Origin of the sequence: Stenotrophomonas maltophilia (genome assembly GCF_013464485.1) — a bacterium.
GTDB lineage: Bacteria > Pseudomonadota > Gammaproteobacteria > Xanthomonadales > Xanthomonadaceae > Stenotrophomonas > Stenotrophomonas maltophilia_AW.
Window position 1 is genome coordinate 25,566 of the sequence record NZ_RAUX01000022.1, and the last position, 13,638, is coordinate 39,203.

Annotated in this window: 16 protein-coding genes; 8 read left to right on the forward strand and 8 right to left on the reverse strand. The window is 67.6% G+C overall.

Translation table 11 applies throughout. The annotated features are described in order from the left end of the window. Position 1 precedes the first annotated feature (1 nt). The 4 genes from D7Y61_RS10230 to sufT all read right to left on the reverse strand — a co-directional run bounded on the left by D7Y61_RS10230 (position 2) and on the right by sufT (position 2,875). A complete protein-coding gene (locus D7Y61_RS10230) occupies positions 2-337 on the reverse strand; it encodes a winged helix-turn-helix domain-containing protein (RefSeq protein WP_180866145.1) in 336 nt (111 codons plus the stop codon). After that, a complete protein-coding gene (locus tag D7Y61_RS10235) occupies positions 334-990 on the reverse strand; it encodes a hypothetical protein (RefSeq protein ID WP_180866146.1) in 657 nt (218 codons plus the stop codon). Before D7Y61_RS10235 ends, D7Y61_RS10230 begins: the two co-directional genes overlap by 4 nt. 179 nt (positions 991-1,169) lie before the next feature. Next, positions 1,170-2,264, reverse strand: a complete 1,095-nt coding sequence (locus D7Y61_RS10240) for a branched-chain amino acid aminotransferase (RefSeq protein WP_099552729.1) — start codon at positions 2,262-2,264, stop codon at positions 1,170-1,172. Positions 2,265-2,323: 59 nt separating this feature from the next. Further along, on the reverse strand, positions 2,324-2,875 hold the full coding sequence (gene sufT, locus D7Y61_RS10245; RefSeq protein ID WP_024957743.1) for a putative Fe-S cluster assembly protein SufT: 552 nt from the start codon (positions 2,873-2,875) through the stop codon (positions 2,324-2,326). A 122-nt stretch (positions 2,876-2,997) separates the two neighbouring features. Here sufT and D7Y61_RS10250 point away from each other — a divergent pair, with 122 nt between their 5' ends. Next, positions 2,998-3,417, forward strand: coding sequence for a hypothetical protein (locus tag D7Y61_RS10250; RefSeq protein ID WP_180866147.1), 420 nt, complete (start codon positions 2,998-3,000; stop codon positions 3,415-3,417). Between the two features lie 152 nt (positions 3,418-3,569). Here the strand turns inward: D7Y61_RS10250 and D7Y61_RS10255 are convergent, their stop codons facing one another. Together D7Y61_RS10255 and D7Y61_RS10260 are read right to left on the reverse strand one after the other, a co-directional pair. Continuing rightward, positions 3,570-5,030, reverse strand: a complete 1,461-nt coding sequence (locus D7Y61_RS10255) for an NAD(P)(+) transhydrogenase (Re/Si-specific) subunit beta (protein WP_180866148.1) — start codon at positions 5,028-5,030, stop codon at positions 3,570-3,572. Continuing rightward, positions 5,027-5,347 carry a proton-translocating transhydrogenase family protein gene (locus D7Y61_RS10260; protein ID WP_180866149.1) on the reverse strand — a complete coding sequence of 107 codons (321 nt, stop codon included), beginning with the start codon at positions 5,345-5,347 and terminating at the stop codon, positions 5,027-5,029. Before D7Y61_RS10260 ends, D7Y61_RS10255 begins: the two co-directional genes overlap by 4 nt. Before the next feature lie 98 nt (positions 5,348-5,445). Here D7Y61_RS10260 and D7Y61_RS10265 point away from each other — a divergent pair, with 98 nt between their 5' ends. From D7Y61_RS10265 to D7Y61_RS10275, 3 genes are read left to right on the forward strand one after another with little or no spacing between them, the layout of a single operon-like run. Beyond that, positions 5,446-6,030, forward strand: coding sequence for an RNA polymerase sigma factor (locus tag D7Y61_RS10265; RefSeq protein ID WP_180866150.1), 585 nt, complete (start codon positions 5,446-5,448; stop codon positions 6,028-6,030). Then, complete coding sequence (locus tag D7Y61_RS10270; protein ID WP_180866151.1) at positions 6,027-6,353, forward strand: hypothetical protein; 327 nt, start codon at positions 6,027-6,029, stop codon at positions 6,351-6,353. Before D7Y61_RS10265 ends, D7Y61_RS10270 begins: the two co-directional genes overlap by 4 nt. A gap of 3 nt (positions 6,354-6,356) precedes the next feature. Continuing rightward, positions 6,357-6,812 carry a DUF3106 domain-containing protein gene (locus D7Y61_RS10275; protein WP_180866152.1) on the forward strand — a complete coding sequence of 152 codons (456 nt, stop codon included), beginning with the start codon at positions 6,357-6,359 and terminating at the stop codon, positions 6,810-6,812. A gap of 102 nt (positions 6,813-6,914) precedes the next feature. On the opposite strand, the gene D7Y61_RS10280 is transcribed toward D7Y61_RS10275, so the two are convergent. Continuing rightward, on the reverse strand, positions 6,915-7,994 hold the full coding sequence (locus D7Y61_RS10280; protein ID WP_180866153.1) for an NAD(P) transhydrogenase subunit alpha: 1,080 nt from the start codon (positions 7,992-7,994) through the stop codon (positions 6,915-6,917). Between the two features lie 53 nt (positions 7,995-8,047). Beyond that, positions 8,048-10,369 (reverse strand): DUF1631 domain-containing protein, encoded by a 2,322-nt coding sequence (locus tag D7Y61_RS10285; protein WP_180866154.1) that lies wholly within the window; start codon positions 10,367-10,369, stop codon positions 8,048-8,050. Positions 10,370-10,700: 331 nt separating this feature from the next. Here D7Y61_RS10285 and D7Y61_RS10290 point away from each other — a divergent pair, with 331 nt between their 5' ends. From D7Y61_RS10290 to D7Y61_RS10305, 4 genes are read left to right on the forward strand one after another with little or no spacing between them, the layout of a single operon-like run. Further along, on the forward strand, positions 10,701-11,282 hold the full coding sequence (locus D7Y61_RS10290) for a nitroreductase family protein (RefSeq protein ID WP_180866155.1): 582 nt from the start codon (positions 10,701-10,703) through the stop codon (positions 11,280-11,282). Then, entirely contained in the window at positions 11,279-12,214 is a 936-nt protein-coding gene (locus tag D7Y61_RS10295; RefSeq protein WP_180866156.1) for a 5'-3' exonuclease, read from the forward strand. Before D7Y61_RS10290 ends, D7Y61_RS10295 begins: the two co-directional genes overlap by 4 nt. Then, the gene (locus tag D7Y61_RS10300; protein WP_180866157.1) at positions 12,211-12,765 is read left to right on the forward strand and encodes an NUDIX hydrolase; all 555 of its coding nucleotides are present in this window, start codon (positions 12,211-12,213) and stop codon (positions 12,763-12,765) included. The genes D7Y61_RS10295 and D7Y61_RS10300 overlap by 4 nt, the downstream gene beginning before the upstream one ends. Then, on the forward strand, positions 12,758-13,555 hold the full coding sequence (locus D7Y61_RS10305) for an N-formylglutamate amidohydrolase (protein WP_180866158.1): 798 nt from the start codon (positions 12,758-12,760) through the stop codon (positions 13,553-13,555). The genes D7Y61_RS10300 and D7Y61_RS10305 overlap by 8 nt, the downstream gene beginning before the upstream one ends. Positions 13,556-13,638: the final 83 nt, after the last annotated feature.

A 13,638-nucleotide genomic window follows, 5' to 3' on the forward strand; every position in this document is an offset into this window, starting at 1 on the left:
GTCAGGTGTCCTTTCGATCCGGATCGGGAATGCCGGCAACGATTGCCGCCAGCTGCGTGCGGTACTGGGCCAGGGCGTTGCGACCCATCGGCGTCAGCTGCAGAGTGGTGAGTGGGCGCTTGCCACGGAACGACTTGTCGATGGCGACCAACCCTGCTGCTTCAAGCTTGCTCAGATGGCTGGACAGGTTGCCCTTGCTCAACCCGCTGAGATGCTCGACAAATCCGAACTCGGCCGATTCAGCACCTGCCAGGATCGACAGGATCAGCAGGCGTGCCGGTTCGTGGATCAAGCGGTCGAGCTGGAGCAGTGCTCTGGAATCAGGCAGCGGGGTCATTCAACGCTCGACCGACCCGCCATGAACGCGCGCATCTCCACCTGCAACCGCTGGAAGCGCTGGTGGTCACGCCAGCCGACCACGATCAGCGCGATGGACGCCATCGGGAACACGGCGGTGCTCGGGTCGAAACCATAGGTCTGCCCAGTGAAGGCCAGCGCGGCCTGGCACAGCAGGAACACGCCGACGATGAATTCCAGCGGAGTACGCAGCCAGCGCCACACTACCCACGGCAACAGCACCACCACGGCCAGGTACCCGATGGCGCGCAGGTCCCAGGGCAGCTCACCCATCGGTGCCAGCTGGATCAGCACGCTGCCGGTCACCAATACGCTCACCAGTGCGGTGAAGGCGATGAAGAAGCGCTGGAAATTGCGTTCGGTCGACGTGACCTGCTCCTCGACCTGACCCAGACGCTGGTAGTAGCGGTGCGCCAGCCATTGCTTGCCGACGATCCACAGCACCGGCATGGCGATCAGCACGACGCGCAGGCCCAGCGTGGTCGGCAGCAGCACACCGGCAAGGAACGAGGCAAGGCAGGCCATGCCACCTGCCATTGCCGACAGCCCCCCGGCACTTCGTGAGTACCGCGAGTATTCGCGGGTAAGCGCCTGCAGGCGCGAGGAAGGATCAATGACGGACGGCTGCTGCATGAAACGCTCCATCGGGGTCGATTGAATTTAGTTTGCGATGCAAACCTATTTGCGTCAAGCGCCTGCCAGGTGCGATCTGGCGGGTTGGCCCCACAACGCGGAAAGCCCGTCACAGGGACGGGCTTTCCGGGAACGACGAAGCCGAGCGTGGGCTCGGCTGTACAGGTCAGTGCAGGCGATCAGCCCAGCTTGACCAGCCAGTTGTGGCGGTCCGGCAGGCGGCCGTACTGGATGTCGGTCAGTTCCTTGCGCAGGGACATGGTCACTTCGCCGGCCGGGGCGTTGATGTCGCCCACCGAGAAGCCTTCGCCCTTGAGCTGGCCGATCGGGGTGACCACCGCGGCGGTGCCACAGGCGAACACTTCGGCGATGTCACCAGAGGCTACGCCGTTCTTCCACTCGTCGATGGTGACCTTGCGCTCTTCGACCTTCATGCCGCGGTCGCGCGCCAGCTGCAGGATGCTTTCGCGGGTGATGCCCTCAAGGATGCTGCCCGACAGTTCCGGGGTGACCAGGGTGCCGTCCTTGTAGACCAGGAACACGTTCATGCCGCCCAGTTCTTCCAGGTACTTGCCTTCCACCGGGTCCAGGAACAGCACCTGCGAGCAGCCCTGCGCCTGCGCCTTCTGCTGCGGCAGCAGCGAGGCAGCGTAGTTGCCACCGCACTTGGCGGCGCCGGTGCCGCCCTTGGCTGCACGCGCGTACTCGGTGGACAGCCAGATCGACACCGGGGCAACGCCCTTGGCGAAGTACGGGCCGGCCGGACTGGCGATCACGTAGTAGCCGGCCTTGTGTGCGCCACGCACGCCGAGGAAGGCTTCGTCGCCGATCATGAACGGACGGAAATACAGGCTCGACTCATCGGCCGACGGCACCCAGGCGCTGTCCACGGCGATCAGCTGCTTCAGCGATTCGACGAAGATCTCCACCGGCAGTTCCGGCAGCGCCAGACGCTGCGCCGAACGCTGCAGGCGGCGGCCGTTGGCGTCCGGGCGGAAGGTCCAGATCGAGCCGTCAGCGTGGCGGTAGGCCTTGATGCCTTCGAAGATTTCCTGGCCGTAATGCAGCACGGCCGCGGCCGGGTCCAGCTGCAACGGGCCATAGGCACGCACGTTGGCGTTGTGCCAGCCGGCATCCTTGTCCCAGCGCACCTCCACCATGTGATCGGTGAAGTGCAGGCCGAAGCCCGGCTTCTCCAGGATCTGGGCGCGCTCTTCAGCGCTGCGCGGGTGGTCCGAACGGGTGACGGCGAAGCTGGGAATGGACTGGGACACCGGAGATTTCCTGTTCTGGTTGCGGGTAATGCCGGGCCCGCGTCACTGCGGGCCGTGGGTCAAAGCATGCCGGTCTCGAGCCGGGCCGCCTCGGACATCATGTGCTGGTTCCACGGCGGGTCGAACACCAGGTCGACGTCGGCCTCGGCCACCGTCGGGATCATTTCGAGCTTGCTGCGCACGTCGTCGACCAGAATGTCGCCCATGCCGCAGCCCGGTGCGGTCAGGGTCATCTTCACGTCGATTTCGCGCTTGCCTTCGTCCAGGTGCTTGATCTCGACTTCGTAGACCAGGCCCAGTTCGACGATGTTCACCGGAATTTCCGGATCGAAGCAGGTGCGCAGCTGCTGCCATACCAGCTGTTCCACCTGTTCATCGGTGGCGTCGGCCGGCAGCTCCAGCGGTGCCGGCGCCTCCTTGCCGATGGCGTCGCCGTCCTTGCCGGCGATGCGGAACAGGTTGCCCTCGACAAACACCGAATAACTGCCGCCCAGCGCCTGGGTGATGTACCCATAGCTGCCGGCGGGCAGGGTCACGGTGTCGCCCTGCGGGACCATCACGGCCTCGCAATCGCGTTCGAAGTGGACAGGTTCGCTGCTACGGGAATACATGGGGACCGATATGGGGCCGTGGCCGGGGCCACGCAAGACGGCATTCTAGCCCAGCCGCCCCGGCACCGCCGGTGCACCGCCGCAAACCACAGTATCCTGTGGGTGATCTTCTGGGAGCTTCGATGTCCTCCAATGCCGCGCGTGCCAGGACCGTCACCTGGCTCTGGCCCATCATGCTGTTGCTGGGCCTGGTTGTTGCTCCCCTTGCCTGGATGGTGCTCGCACTGATGACCGGCCGGCAGGTCGGCTGGATGGCGGTGCTGACCGCCCTGGAACTGGTGTTCATGCTGCGCATGGGCACGCTGGGCCCGGGCCGGCTGCGCATCGCGCTGGTCGTGCTGGGCACCCTGCTGGTCGCCGCCGTGGCCAACTGGACCATCGCCAGCGCCTGGATGGGCGGCTCGATCGGGCTGGACCTGTGGGACGCCAGCCTGCGCATGGGCCCGCATCTGGCCTGGACCCTGATCACCCTCGCCAATGGCGCGATGGAATGGCTGTGGCTGGCCGTGGCCGTGGCCGTGGGCGCCTGGCTGGCGCGCTGAGCGCGCTGGTTGCTACGCCCGCCGGACATGGCCCGGCGCTACCGGGGATGCGCGGGTAAATCCGCGCCATGCGTGAATGGGATGGTAGTGCCGGCCGCTGGCCGGCAGAAGCGTGCGGACCAAGGTCCGCACCCACCGGATGCAGCAGGATCTCAATGCCCGCCGTCGAGCGCCTTCAACTCGCTGACCAGCGAGGCCGCCGCTTCCGCGCCATCGCCGTACAGCATGCGGGTGTTGTCGGCATAGAACAGCGCGTTTTCAATCCCTGCGAAACCCGTGCCCTTGCCACGCTTGATCACCACCACGTTGCGCGCGTTGACCACATCCAGCACAGGCATGCCGTAGATCGGGCTGGCCGGGTCGGTGCGCGCCACTGGATTGACCACGTCGTTGGCACCGATCACCAGCACCACGTCCGTGTTGGCAAACTCCGGGTTGATGTCGTCCATGTCGGCGATCAGGTCATACGGCACACCCGCTTCGGCCAGCAGCACGTTCATGTGCCCCGGCATGCGCCCGGCCACCGGGTGGATGGCGAACTTCACCTTCACCCCACGCTGCCCCAGCCGCTGCGCAAGCTCCCAGATCTTGTGCTGCGCCTGCGCCACGGCCATGCCGTAGCCGGGCACGATCACCACGCGCTCGGCAAAGGCCATCATCGCGGCGACGTCGGCCGCCTCGATCGGCTTCTGCGAACCGCTGATCGCCTGTGCTTCGCCGCCCACTCCTCCACCGAAGTTGGAGAACAGCACGTTGCGGATCGGCCGGTTCATCGCCTTGGCCATCAGCCGGGTCAGCAGGATGCCCGCCGCACCGACCATCATGCCGGCGATGATCAATGCCTCGTTGCCCAGCACATAGCCTTCGAACGACACCGCCAGACCGGTGAACGCGTTGTACAGCGAGATCACCACCGGCATGTCCGCGCCACCGATCGGCAGGGTCATCAGTACACCCAGGGCCAAGGCCAGGACGAAGAAAGCCACGATTGCCCAGGTGCTGAGTGTGCTGGCCGCGATGATGCCCAGCACCACCACCGCCAGCGCCACCAGCAGGTTCATCACCTGCTGGCCAGGCCAGGTCACGCGCTTGTCCAAGCGTCCATCCAGCTTGGCCCAGGCGATCACCGAACCGGACAGCGACACCGCACCGATCGCTGCGCCGACCACCGCCAGCAGCAACACCATGCCCGACGGTTGGCGCGCGGCCAGGTCGGCCAGCGCCTGCGCACTCCAGTGGCTGGTATCGCGGTTGGCAAGGAAGACGTAACGCAGCAGTTCCACTGCACCGATCGCCGCCGCCGAGCCACCGCCCATGCCGTTGTACAGCGCCACCATCTGCGGCATGTCGGTGATGGCCACCTTGCCGGCCGACCACCAGGCCAGGCCCGCACCCAGCAGCAACGCCACCAGGATCAGCGGCACGTTGTGCAGTTCGGGCAGGAAGAAGGTCGCCACCGTGGCCAGCAGCATGCCCAGCCCTGCCCAGCGGATGCCGCTGCGTGCAGTCAGCGGCGAGGCCATGCGCTGCAGGCCCAGCAGGAACAACGTAGCGGCGACGAGGTAGCTGGCCTTGACCAGCCAATCGAGCAGTTCGACGGTGCTGATGTTCAAGCCTGCGGCTCCTTCGGCTCGTCCATGCTGCCCTTCGGCGCGCTCGGCTTGAACATTTCCAGCATGCGCGCGGTGACCACGTAGCCACCGGCCGCGTTACCGGCACCGAGCACAACCGCGAGGAAGCCCAGCGCCTTTTCCAGCGGCGTCTGTGCATGCCCCAGTACCACCATTGCACCGATCAGCACGATGCCATGGATGAAATTGGAGCCCGACATCAGCGGGGTATGCAGGATCACCGGCACCCGCGAAATGATCACGTGGCCGGCGATGGCGGCCAGCATGAAGATGTACAGCGCTACGAACCCGTCACTCACCGGCAACGCTCCCGCTCTGTCTTCGTCGGCCCATCATAACCATGGGCTGAACCTGGCGCGCACTCTCGGTCAACCGAAGCCGCGCTCACGCGTTGTCGATGGTGACCCCGAGCGAGGAACCGTACCCTGTGCTGGTGAGCAGCCCTGTCCCCCCGAGCGCCGAGAACGATGCCCTGCCGGTGTCGCTGGAAGCGTTCCTGGCCAGCGTCGGCCCGCGCGCGTTCCGTTTCGCCGAGGCCGGCCTGCGCCAGCGCGACGATGCCATGGACGCGGTGCAGGACGCCCTGATCCGCATGCTGGACTACGCCGACAAGCCGGCCGCCGAGTGGGCGCCGCTGTTCTGGAGCATCCTGCGCCGGCGCGTGATCGACCTGCAGCGCCGGCGCCGCTTCCGCCTGCCGTTCTGGCGCGATAACCAGGACGCCGACGGCGGCGACATCGACTGGGCCGACCCCGGTCCGGACCCGTCGCAGGCGCACGAACAGCGCCAGCAATACCAGCAGCTGGTGCAGGCACTGCGTACCCTGCCCGCCCGCCAGCGCGAAGCCTTCACTCTGCGCGTGCTGCAGGACCTGGACGGTGCCACCACCGCTAGCGCCATGGGCTGCAGCGAAGGCGCGGTAAAAACCCATCTGGCACGCGCCCGCCAGGCGCTGCAGGACCATCTGGAGACCCACCTGTGAACCGCTCCCTGCCTTCCGATGACACCCTGCGCAGCCTGCACGCGCAGTCGCTGCGGGCACTGTCGCCGGCCACGCTGGCGCGGCTGCGCCAGGCCCGGCACGGTACCAGCGCGGCCCGTCGCGGGCGCTGGCGCTGGTGGCTGGCCAGCGCCTGTTCGCTGGTGGTGGCACTGGGTGTCGGACTGCAGTTCAGCGGCCATGGCACTCTGGCGGGCCCAGCGCCGGCGCCGGTACTGGCCTCGGTAGAAGACAACAGCGCGCTGTACGACGAAAATCCCGATCTGTACCTGTGGCTGGGCGATACCGACCTGGCGATGGAGTGAACCATGCCCCGATTCAACCTCCTGCCGCTGGTGCTGACCCTGTCGCTGCTGCCGGCCGTCCCGGCGCTGGCGCAGAGCGCGGCGCCGGCAACGCGCCCAACGCCGGCCGTGCCGCTGCCTGCGTGGGAACAACTGAGCGAGGCCCAGCGGGAGTCGCTGATGGCACCGCTGCGCGACCGCTGGAACAGCGCCGATGCCAGCCAGCGCCAGCGCATGCTCTCGCATGGCCAGCGCTGGCAGTCGATGAGCCCTGAGGAACGCGACAAGGCCCGGCGCGGCCTGCGTCGTTTCGAGCACATGAGCCCGGAGCAGCGTGAGCAGGCCCGGGCACTGTTCGGGCAGATGCGCGACATGCCACCGGCGCAGCGCGAGGCCCTGCGCGAGCGCTGGTCGCAGATGACGCCGGAACAACGCAAGGACTGGGTGCGCGACAACCCACCGCCGGCAAAACCGCGGTAAAGGCAGCGTTCGACCCTTTGTAGAGCCGAGCCCACGCTCGGCTGCTTTATCGCGCCTGCGCAAGCCGAGCATGGGCTCGGCTCTACAGGAGGCATATCAGGTTCACGCCTGCCAGCGCGTCTTCGCCAGCAGCTCGTCGTCCCAGTCGAAACCAAGCTGGCCTTCGCGCACGAACAGCGCGACGAAGTTCAGCAGGTTGCGCGCATACATCTCGCTGGCCTGGGTCGCGCCGCGGCTGGCCAGGCCCAGCGGGCCATCGATGGTCACGCCCTGATGCTCGACGCACTGCCCCGGTTGGGTCAGTGCGCAGTTGCCGCCGCTCTCCGCCGCCAGGTCCACGATCACGCTGCCGGTGGCCATGCCCTCCACCATCGCTGCAGTCACGATCGTCGGCGCCGGTCGCCCCGGTACCGCTGCGGTGCAGATCACCACATCCACGCCGCGCAGATGGTTGGCCAGACGGCGCTGCTGTTCAGCCCGTTCCTCATCGGTCAGCGCGCGCGCATAGCCTCCCTCGCCGGCCGCGCTCACCCCAAGATCGAGGAAGCGTGCGCCCAGTGACTGGATCTGCTCACGGGTTTCCGGGCGCACGTCGAAGCCTTCCACCTGCGCGCCCAGGCGGCGGGCGGTGGCAATGGCCTGCAGGCCCGCCACGCCGGCACCGATCACCAGCACCTTGGCCGGGCGCACGGTACCAGCGGCGGTGGTCAGCATCGGGAAGAAGCGTGGTGCGCGTTCGGCGGCGATCAGCGCCGCCTTGTAGCCGGCCATGCCCGCCTGCGAACTGAGCACGTCCATCGCCTGCGCACGGGTGGTGCGCGGCAGCTGCTGCAGCGGGAACAGGTGCAGCCGGTCGCCTGCGGCCAACGCCGCAAGGGCCCGATCACTGGCCGGGGCCAACAGGCCAACCACGCTGGCGCCGGGCTTGAGCTGTTCCAGCACCGCCGCAGGGGGGGCCTGCACGCACAGCAGGAGGTCGATTTCGGCCCAGCGGCCAGCGTCGAAGGCCCGAGCACCAGCGTCGTCATAGGCGGCATCGGTGAAACCAGCAGCCAATCCGGCGCCGGCTTCGTACCAGACGGTGATGCCCAAGGCACCGAGCTTGCGCGCGGTTTCCGGCGTCAGCGCCACACGCCGTTCGCCCGGCGCGGTCTCCTTGATCCCCAGCAACGCCACGGCCATGCAGGTCCCCGCTGATCGGTGAGTGTTCCCGATCCTAGCAGGCCAGCCTGCACTCAGTGCAGGGTGGCGTTACCCGGATCCAACCGATCGATCACGCCCTGCATGGCGCTGTCGAAGGCGCCGTCGTCCACATGGGCGCGCAGGCGGCCCAGCCGCACCATCACCGCCAGTTCTTCCGGCGAGGCCACGCAGAAGCGCACACCGCGGCGGTTGACGAACAGCAGGCGCGAGGAAATCGGGCTGACCCAGGACAGCTTGCCGGCCTGGACCTTGCCGTCCTTGTCGACGAAATCCAACCAGTTGCCGATTTCCATGCGGCGGAAGCGGTCGGCATCGGCATTGTCGAAATCGTCGGCGTCGATCTGCCCACCCAGCTCGACCGCAGGCGATTCAGCCACCGGCGGCGCCGGCAGCGCAACCTGCGGCAGCTCCGGCAGCGCGCGCTGCAGTTCCGGCCTGGATTCGGCGATGCCCTGCAGGGTGTCATGCAAGGCATCAACGGCCCCGGTGGCCGCGTCGCCATGCACGCCCACGCTGGCAAACACCTTGGCCAGTACTGGCTGCCAGGCCTGCAGCCATGGTTTGCCGACAATCTGGCGACGGGCCTCGGCCACTTCCTCCAGCAGACCGTCGCCCAGGCTGAGGGCTTCGACCACCGATGCGCCCTCCTCACCCTCACGCAGCAGCGCCAGGGTCAGGTGGTGCTGCCACGGCTGGCGCAGGAACTCGGCGATGGCTGGCGGCAGGGTTGAGTCGCCGATGCGGCGGTCCAGTTCGGCGCCGGCACGGGTGCGTGCCATTTCCAGCTTTTCCTGACCGCGCTGGGTCTCGGCGGCACGACGCTCGGCGATTTCCACGCGGCGGCGGTGCTGCACCAGGAACTCGCGGAATTCTTCTTCCAGGGTCAGGAAGATCGCCAGGTTCTCGTTGAACTCGGCCACCAGGCGCTCGATGATCTCCTCGACCTTGGCCATCAGCATGCGCTCGGCCTGGCTCTCGCCAGTATTGCCCTCACAGGCCTCGGCCAGCGAGTTGAGCAGCTTGCGGGCCGGATGGGTCTTCTGCACGAACATGCGGCGATCGAGCATGGCAACCTTGACGAAGGGCACCACCAGGCGACCGATCAGCTCACGCGAGCGGCCTTCCAGTTCACGCTCATCCAGCATGACGTCGAACAGCATGCCGACCAGATCGATCGCATCCTCGTCCTGCGGATCCAGCCGGGTCTGGCCCGGGTCGACACCGAGGCGGGTGGCGCTGGACAGCACTTCACTCTTCAGCCGCTGCGCCAGGGATTCGCCGTCCTCGCCGATTGCCGCGCGCAGCGTCGCACTGGGCGTGGCCTGCAGCAGCGACAGCACCGACATCATCTCGCGCTGGCTCAACGGGCGATGCTGGCCCACCGCCACCTGCGCGGCCGAGGTGGCGTCCTCGCGCACGTGGCGGGTCTGCTGCAGCAGTTCATGCAGGGCTTCCAGCAGCATGCCCTGCTGGCCTGCGTAGGCTTCACCGCTGCCAACGTCCTCCGCCGCGAGGTGCTGCTGCAAGTGGCCACGGCGCTCGGACCAGCGCGCGGCGAAGCGCTGTGCCCAGGCCGGTGCGGCCTGTTCATCGTCGCTGAACTCGGATTCGAAGCCCGCTGCGTGCTGCGGTTCGGCCAGCTCATCCGCGCTCTGCGCCATGCGCGGGTCGGGCGCTGCCGACAGCGGACGCCGCGGCGCGCCCATCTGCGACATCACGCCGGCAGCGGCCAGCTGTTCGTCCAGCTTCTCGTAAATACGCCCCACCGGCGCGCGCAGGTCACGCTCGCACAGCTTGATCAGCACCAGGTGTACTTCCGGAGCCAGCTCACAGCCGGCGAAGGCCTCATGTATGGCCACGCCCAGGTGCTCGGGGCTGATCGGGTTGAGGTCAGCATCCAGCTCGGCACCACCGATCAACCGTCCCAGCCGCCGATCCAGCCGCGCCAGCACCGGCTTGAAGTCGCGCAGCAGCACAGTGGCGAAGTTGCGCACCGCCAACCGCGATTCCAGCACGTGTTCAGCCAGCAGGCTCAGGCCATCCTCGGCCGGCCCGGACAGGCTCGCCTCGGCCGACAACGGTTCGCCACTGGCCAGTGCATCCCAGCCGCGCTGCAGGTGGCCAGCAAAGGCAGCGGCGATCTCTTCACGACGACGCCGCAGCTCCCGCATTGCATCCAGGAACAGCAGCTGCGACGAACCTGCATTGCCGGCCCGGTCGAACAAGGCATCGTCGAAACGCGCCAGGGCGGCGCCGAAAGCCTGGCACAGCGCGGGCAGGACCATGTCCCGGGCACGCTGAAGCTGGACCGGGTCACGCCCCGGCGATCCCATCGGTGTGGGCGCGCTCATCATTCGGGAAGGCTCCCCACCTTCTCTGGTACGACAGACAGCATGGACATCGCGACGGCCGGCACACCCCATGTACCGGTACGTTGATGGTAGGCCGGCCAGCCTGTCACGGACAGTGAAACAGTCCTCACTTCAAACCTCGTGGCCGGCGGCCCGGCAAGATGGGTATCGTAAGCCGTGCAAGGCCCGCGAGGCGAGGGGAAGCGGTCGTCCGTTTCCCGCCGGTGGCATGATGTTCATCACAGTTTGATATTCAGGGGCCGGACGCGACACAAACGGCGTCCTTGACCACCCCGACTATAATCAAACACCCGTGATGACCGGTTCAGACTCCATGCCCGACGCCGCCGCCCTGCTTGCCCTGGATGCCCGCCGCTCAGTGCCTTCGCGGCAGCTGGCCGCGCCTGGCCCGGACCCGGCCACCCTGCAGCGGATGCTGGCCTCGGCCGTGCGCGTGCCCGACCACGGCAAGCGCGTACCGTTCCGCTTCCTGAAGATCGCCGGCGATGCACGTCACACTCTGGGCGACTTCCTGGCCGAGCGCAGCCGCCAGCGCGACCCGCATGCGGGTGAGGCGGTGTTCGAGAAGGACCGGCAGCGCTTCAGCCACGCGCCGCTGGTGATCGTGGTGGTGGCCAGCCCGCGCCCGGACCCGAAAGTACCCGAGCAGGAACAGCTGATGACCGCCGGCTGCGTCTGCTTCGCTCTGCTGCAGGCCGCGCAGGCGCTGGGCTTCGGCGCCCAGTGGCTGACCGCCTGGATGGCCTTCGATCCAGCCGTGCACGCCTGCCTGGGCCTGGCCGAGGGCGAAGGCATCGCCGGTTTCATCCATATCGGCACGCCGAAGGCCGCCGTACCCGAGCGCGAGCGTCCGGACCCCGCCGCCCTGCTGCGTGACTGGACACCGCCGGCATGACCCTGCCGGCACCACTGCCTTCGCTGTATCTGGTCGACGCCAGCATCTACGTATTCCGCGCCTGGCACTCGCTGCCGGACCAGTTCCAGGACGCGCAGGGCTGGCCGACCAACGCGGTGCACGGTTTCGCCCGCTTCCTGCTGGACCTGCTCGAGCGCGAGCGCCCCCGCCACATCGCCATCGCCTTCGACGAAGCACTGGACAGCGGTTTCCGGCACCGCCTGTATCCGGCCTACAAGGCCAACCGCGACCCCGCGCCGGAAGCGCTCAAGCGCCAGTTCGTGCACTGCAAGGCGCTATGCGCGGCGTTGGGCCTGGCGGTGCTGGCGCACCACGAGTACGAGGCTGACGATCTGATCGGCAGTGCGCTGCACGTGCATCGCGGCAGCCATCGCGGCGTGATCATCTCCGCCGACAAGGACCTGTCGCAACTGCTGCTGGATCACGACGAACAGTGGGACTACGCACGCAACCAGCGCTGGGACGTGGCCGGGGTGAAGGCACGACATGGCGTGCACGCGCACCAGATCGCCGATTACCTGGCACTGTGCGGCGATGCGGTGGACAACATTCCCGGCGTCAGTGGCGTCGGCAGCAAGTCCGCCGCCGTGCTGCTGGCCCATTTCGGCAGCATGGATGCGCTGTACGAGCGCCTGGATGAAGTGCCGTTCCTGCGCCTGCGCGGTGCCGCGCAGATGGCCGTGCGCCTGCGCGAACAGCGCGAGCACGCCCTGCTCTGGCGCCAACTGACCACCATCGCGCTGGACGCGCCACTGGAAGGCAGCCAACCCGGCCTGCTGCGCCAGACGGCCGATCCCGAGCTGCTGGACGGCCTGTGCCAGACGCTGCGCTTCGGCCCGATGACCCGCCGCCGGCTGTTCGATGCCGCCGGCGTACCCGACATTCTTCCCACCCACAGCGAGCCCGCATGAGCCAGCGCAACACCGAAGCCCCGCGTGTCGTCTATGAAGGCAAGTACCAGCGCATGCTGGTGCGCGGCACCTGGGAGTACAGCGAACGCACCCACGCCGGCGGCCTGGCCGCGATCATCATCGCCGTCACCCCCGAGGACAAGGTGCTGTTCGTCGAGCAGTTCCGCGTGCCGCTGCAGGCACCCACCATCGAGATGCCCGCCGGCCTGGTCGGCGACATCCACGCCGGCGAGTCGATCGAAGTCTCCGCGGTGCGCGAACTGGAGGAAGAAACCGGCTGGACCGCCGATCACGCCGAAGTGCTGCTGATCGGCCCGACCTCCTCCGGCGCCAGCAGCGAGAAGATCGCCTTCGTGCGTGCCAGCGGCCTGCGCCGCATTGGCGAGGGCGGTGGTGACGACAGCGAAGACATCACTGTGCACGAGATTCCGCGCAGCGAAGCCGCGGCCTGGCTGGTGCAGAAAATGGGCGAAGGCTACGAGCTCGATGCCAAGCTCTGGGCCGGGCTGTGGATGATCGAGCACCACCTGGACGGACGCCCGCGTGGCTGATGCCGACCTGCACGCGCTGCCGGCGTTGCTGGGTGCAGACGACCCTGCGCTCTACACGATCCACCGCGCACAGGGTGCCTCGCCGTACCTGCTGCTGGCCGACCACGCCGGCCAGCAGGTGCCGCATGCGCTGACCGGGCTCGGCCTGGCGCAGGTGGATCTGGACCGCCATATCGGCTGGGACATCGGCATTGCCGGCACCACCCGCGCACTGGCCGAACGACTGGACGCCTGGGCGATCGAACAGACCTATTCGCGGCTGCTGATCGACTGCAACCGCCCGCTGGCCTCGCCGACGCTGATTCCTGAAGTGAGCGACCACACGGTGGTGCCAGGCAATGCCGGCTTGTCGGCGGCGCAGCGGCAACAGCGCATCGAAACGATCCATGCGCCGTACCACGCGTGCATCGACGCCGAGCTTGATGCACGCCTTGATGCCGGCCGCCCCACCCTGCTGGTGATGATGCACAGCTTCACCCCGGTGATGAACGGCATGCAGCGGCCGTGGCATGCCGGCGTGCTGTACCACCAGGACACGCGCTTTGCCCATGCCCTGCTGCAGGCGCTGCGCGACGAAGGCGACCTGGTGGTGGGTGACAACCAACCGTATTCGGTGAGCAGCACCAGCGACTACGCGGTCCCGGTGCATGGCGAAGGCCGTGGGCTGGTGCACGTGGAACTGGAGATCCGCCAGGACCTGATTGCCGATGAAGCCGGGCAACAGGCGTGGGCCGAGCGGCTGGCACGCATTTTCAGCGCGTTGCAGCCGCAGTTGCTGGCGTTTGGTTGAACGCGCGAGCATCCACCCCGGAACTGCTCGCGTTCGGTTGAACGCGCGTGCATCCATCCCGAATCGGTAGTGCCGGCCGCTGG

What these genes read in the sequence shown, in the direction of transcription:
- D7Y61_RS10250 (WP_180866147.1), top strand. Translation starts at nt 2,998, where the DNA reads ATGTCCTCCAATGCCGCGCGTGCCAGGACCGTCACCTGGCTCTGGCCC.
- D7Y61_RS10290 (WP_180866155.1), top strand. Translation starts at nt 10,701, where the DNA reads ATGCCCGACGCCGCCGCCCTGCTTGCCCTGGATGCCCGCCGCTCAGTG.
- D7Y61_RS10230 (WP_180866145.1), bottom strand. Translation starts at nt 337, where the DNA reads ATGACCCCGCTGCCTGATTCCAGAGCACTGCTCCAGCTCGACCGCTTG.
- D7Y61_RS10300 (WP_180866157.1), top strand. Translation starts at nt 12,211, where the DNA reads ATGAGCCAGCGCAACACCGAAGCCCCGCGTGTCGTCTATGAAGGCAAG.
- D7Y61_RS10280 (WP_180866153.1), bottom strand. Translation starts at nt 7,994, where the DNA reads ATGGCCGTGGCGTTGCTGGGGATCAAGGAGACCGCGCCGGGCGAACGG.
- D7Y61_RS10265 (WP_180866150.1), top strand. Translation starts at nt 5,446, where the DNA reads ATGGTGACCCCGAGCGAGGAACCGTACCCTGTGCTGGTGAGCAGCCCT.
- D7Y61_RS10295 (WP_180866156.1), top strand. Translation starts at nt 11,279, where the DNA reads ATGACCCTGCCGGCACCACTGCCTTCGCTGTATCTGGTCGACGCCAGC.
- D7Y61_RS10275 (WP_180866152.1), top strand. Translation starts at nt 6,357, where the DNA reads ATGCCCCGATTCAACCTCCTGCCGCTGGTGCTGACCCTGTCGCTGCTG.
- sufT (WP_024957743.1), bottom strand. Translation starts at nt 2,875, where the DNA reads ATGTATTCCCGTAGCAGCGAACCTGTCCACTTCGAACGCGATTGCGAG.
- D7Y61_RS10285 (WP_180866154.1), bottom strand. Translation starts at nt 10,369, where the DNA reads ATGATGAGCGCGCCCACACCGATGGGATCGCCGGGGCGTGACCCGGTC.
- D7Y61_RS10235 (WP_180866146.1), bottom strand. Translation starts at nt 990, where the DNA reads ATGCAGCAGCCGTCCGTCATTGATCCTTCCTCGCGCCTGCAGGCGCTT.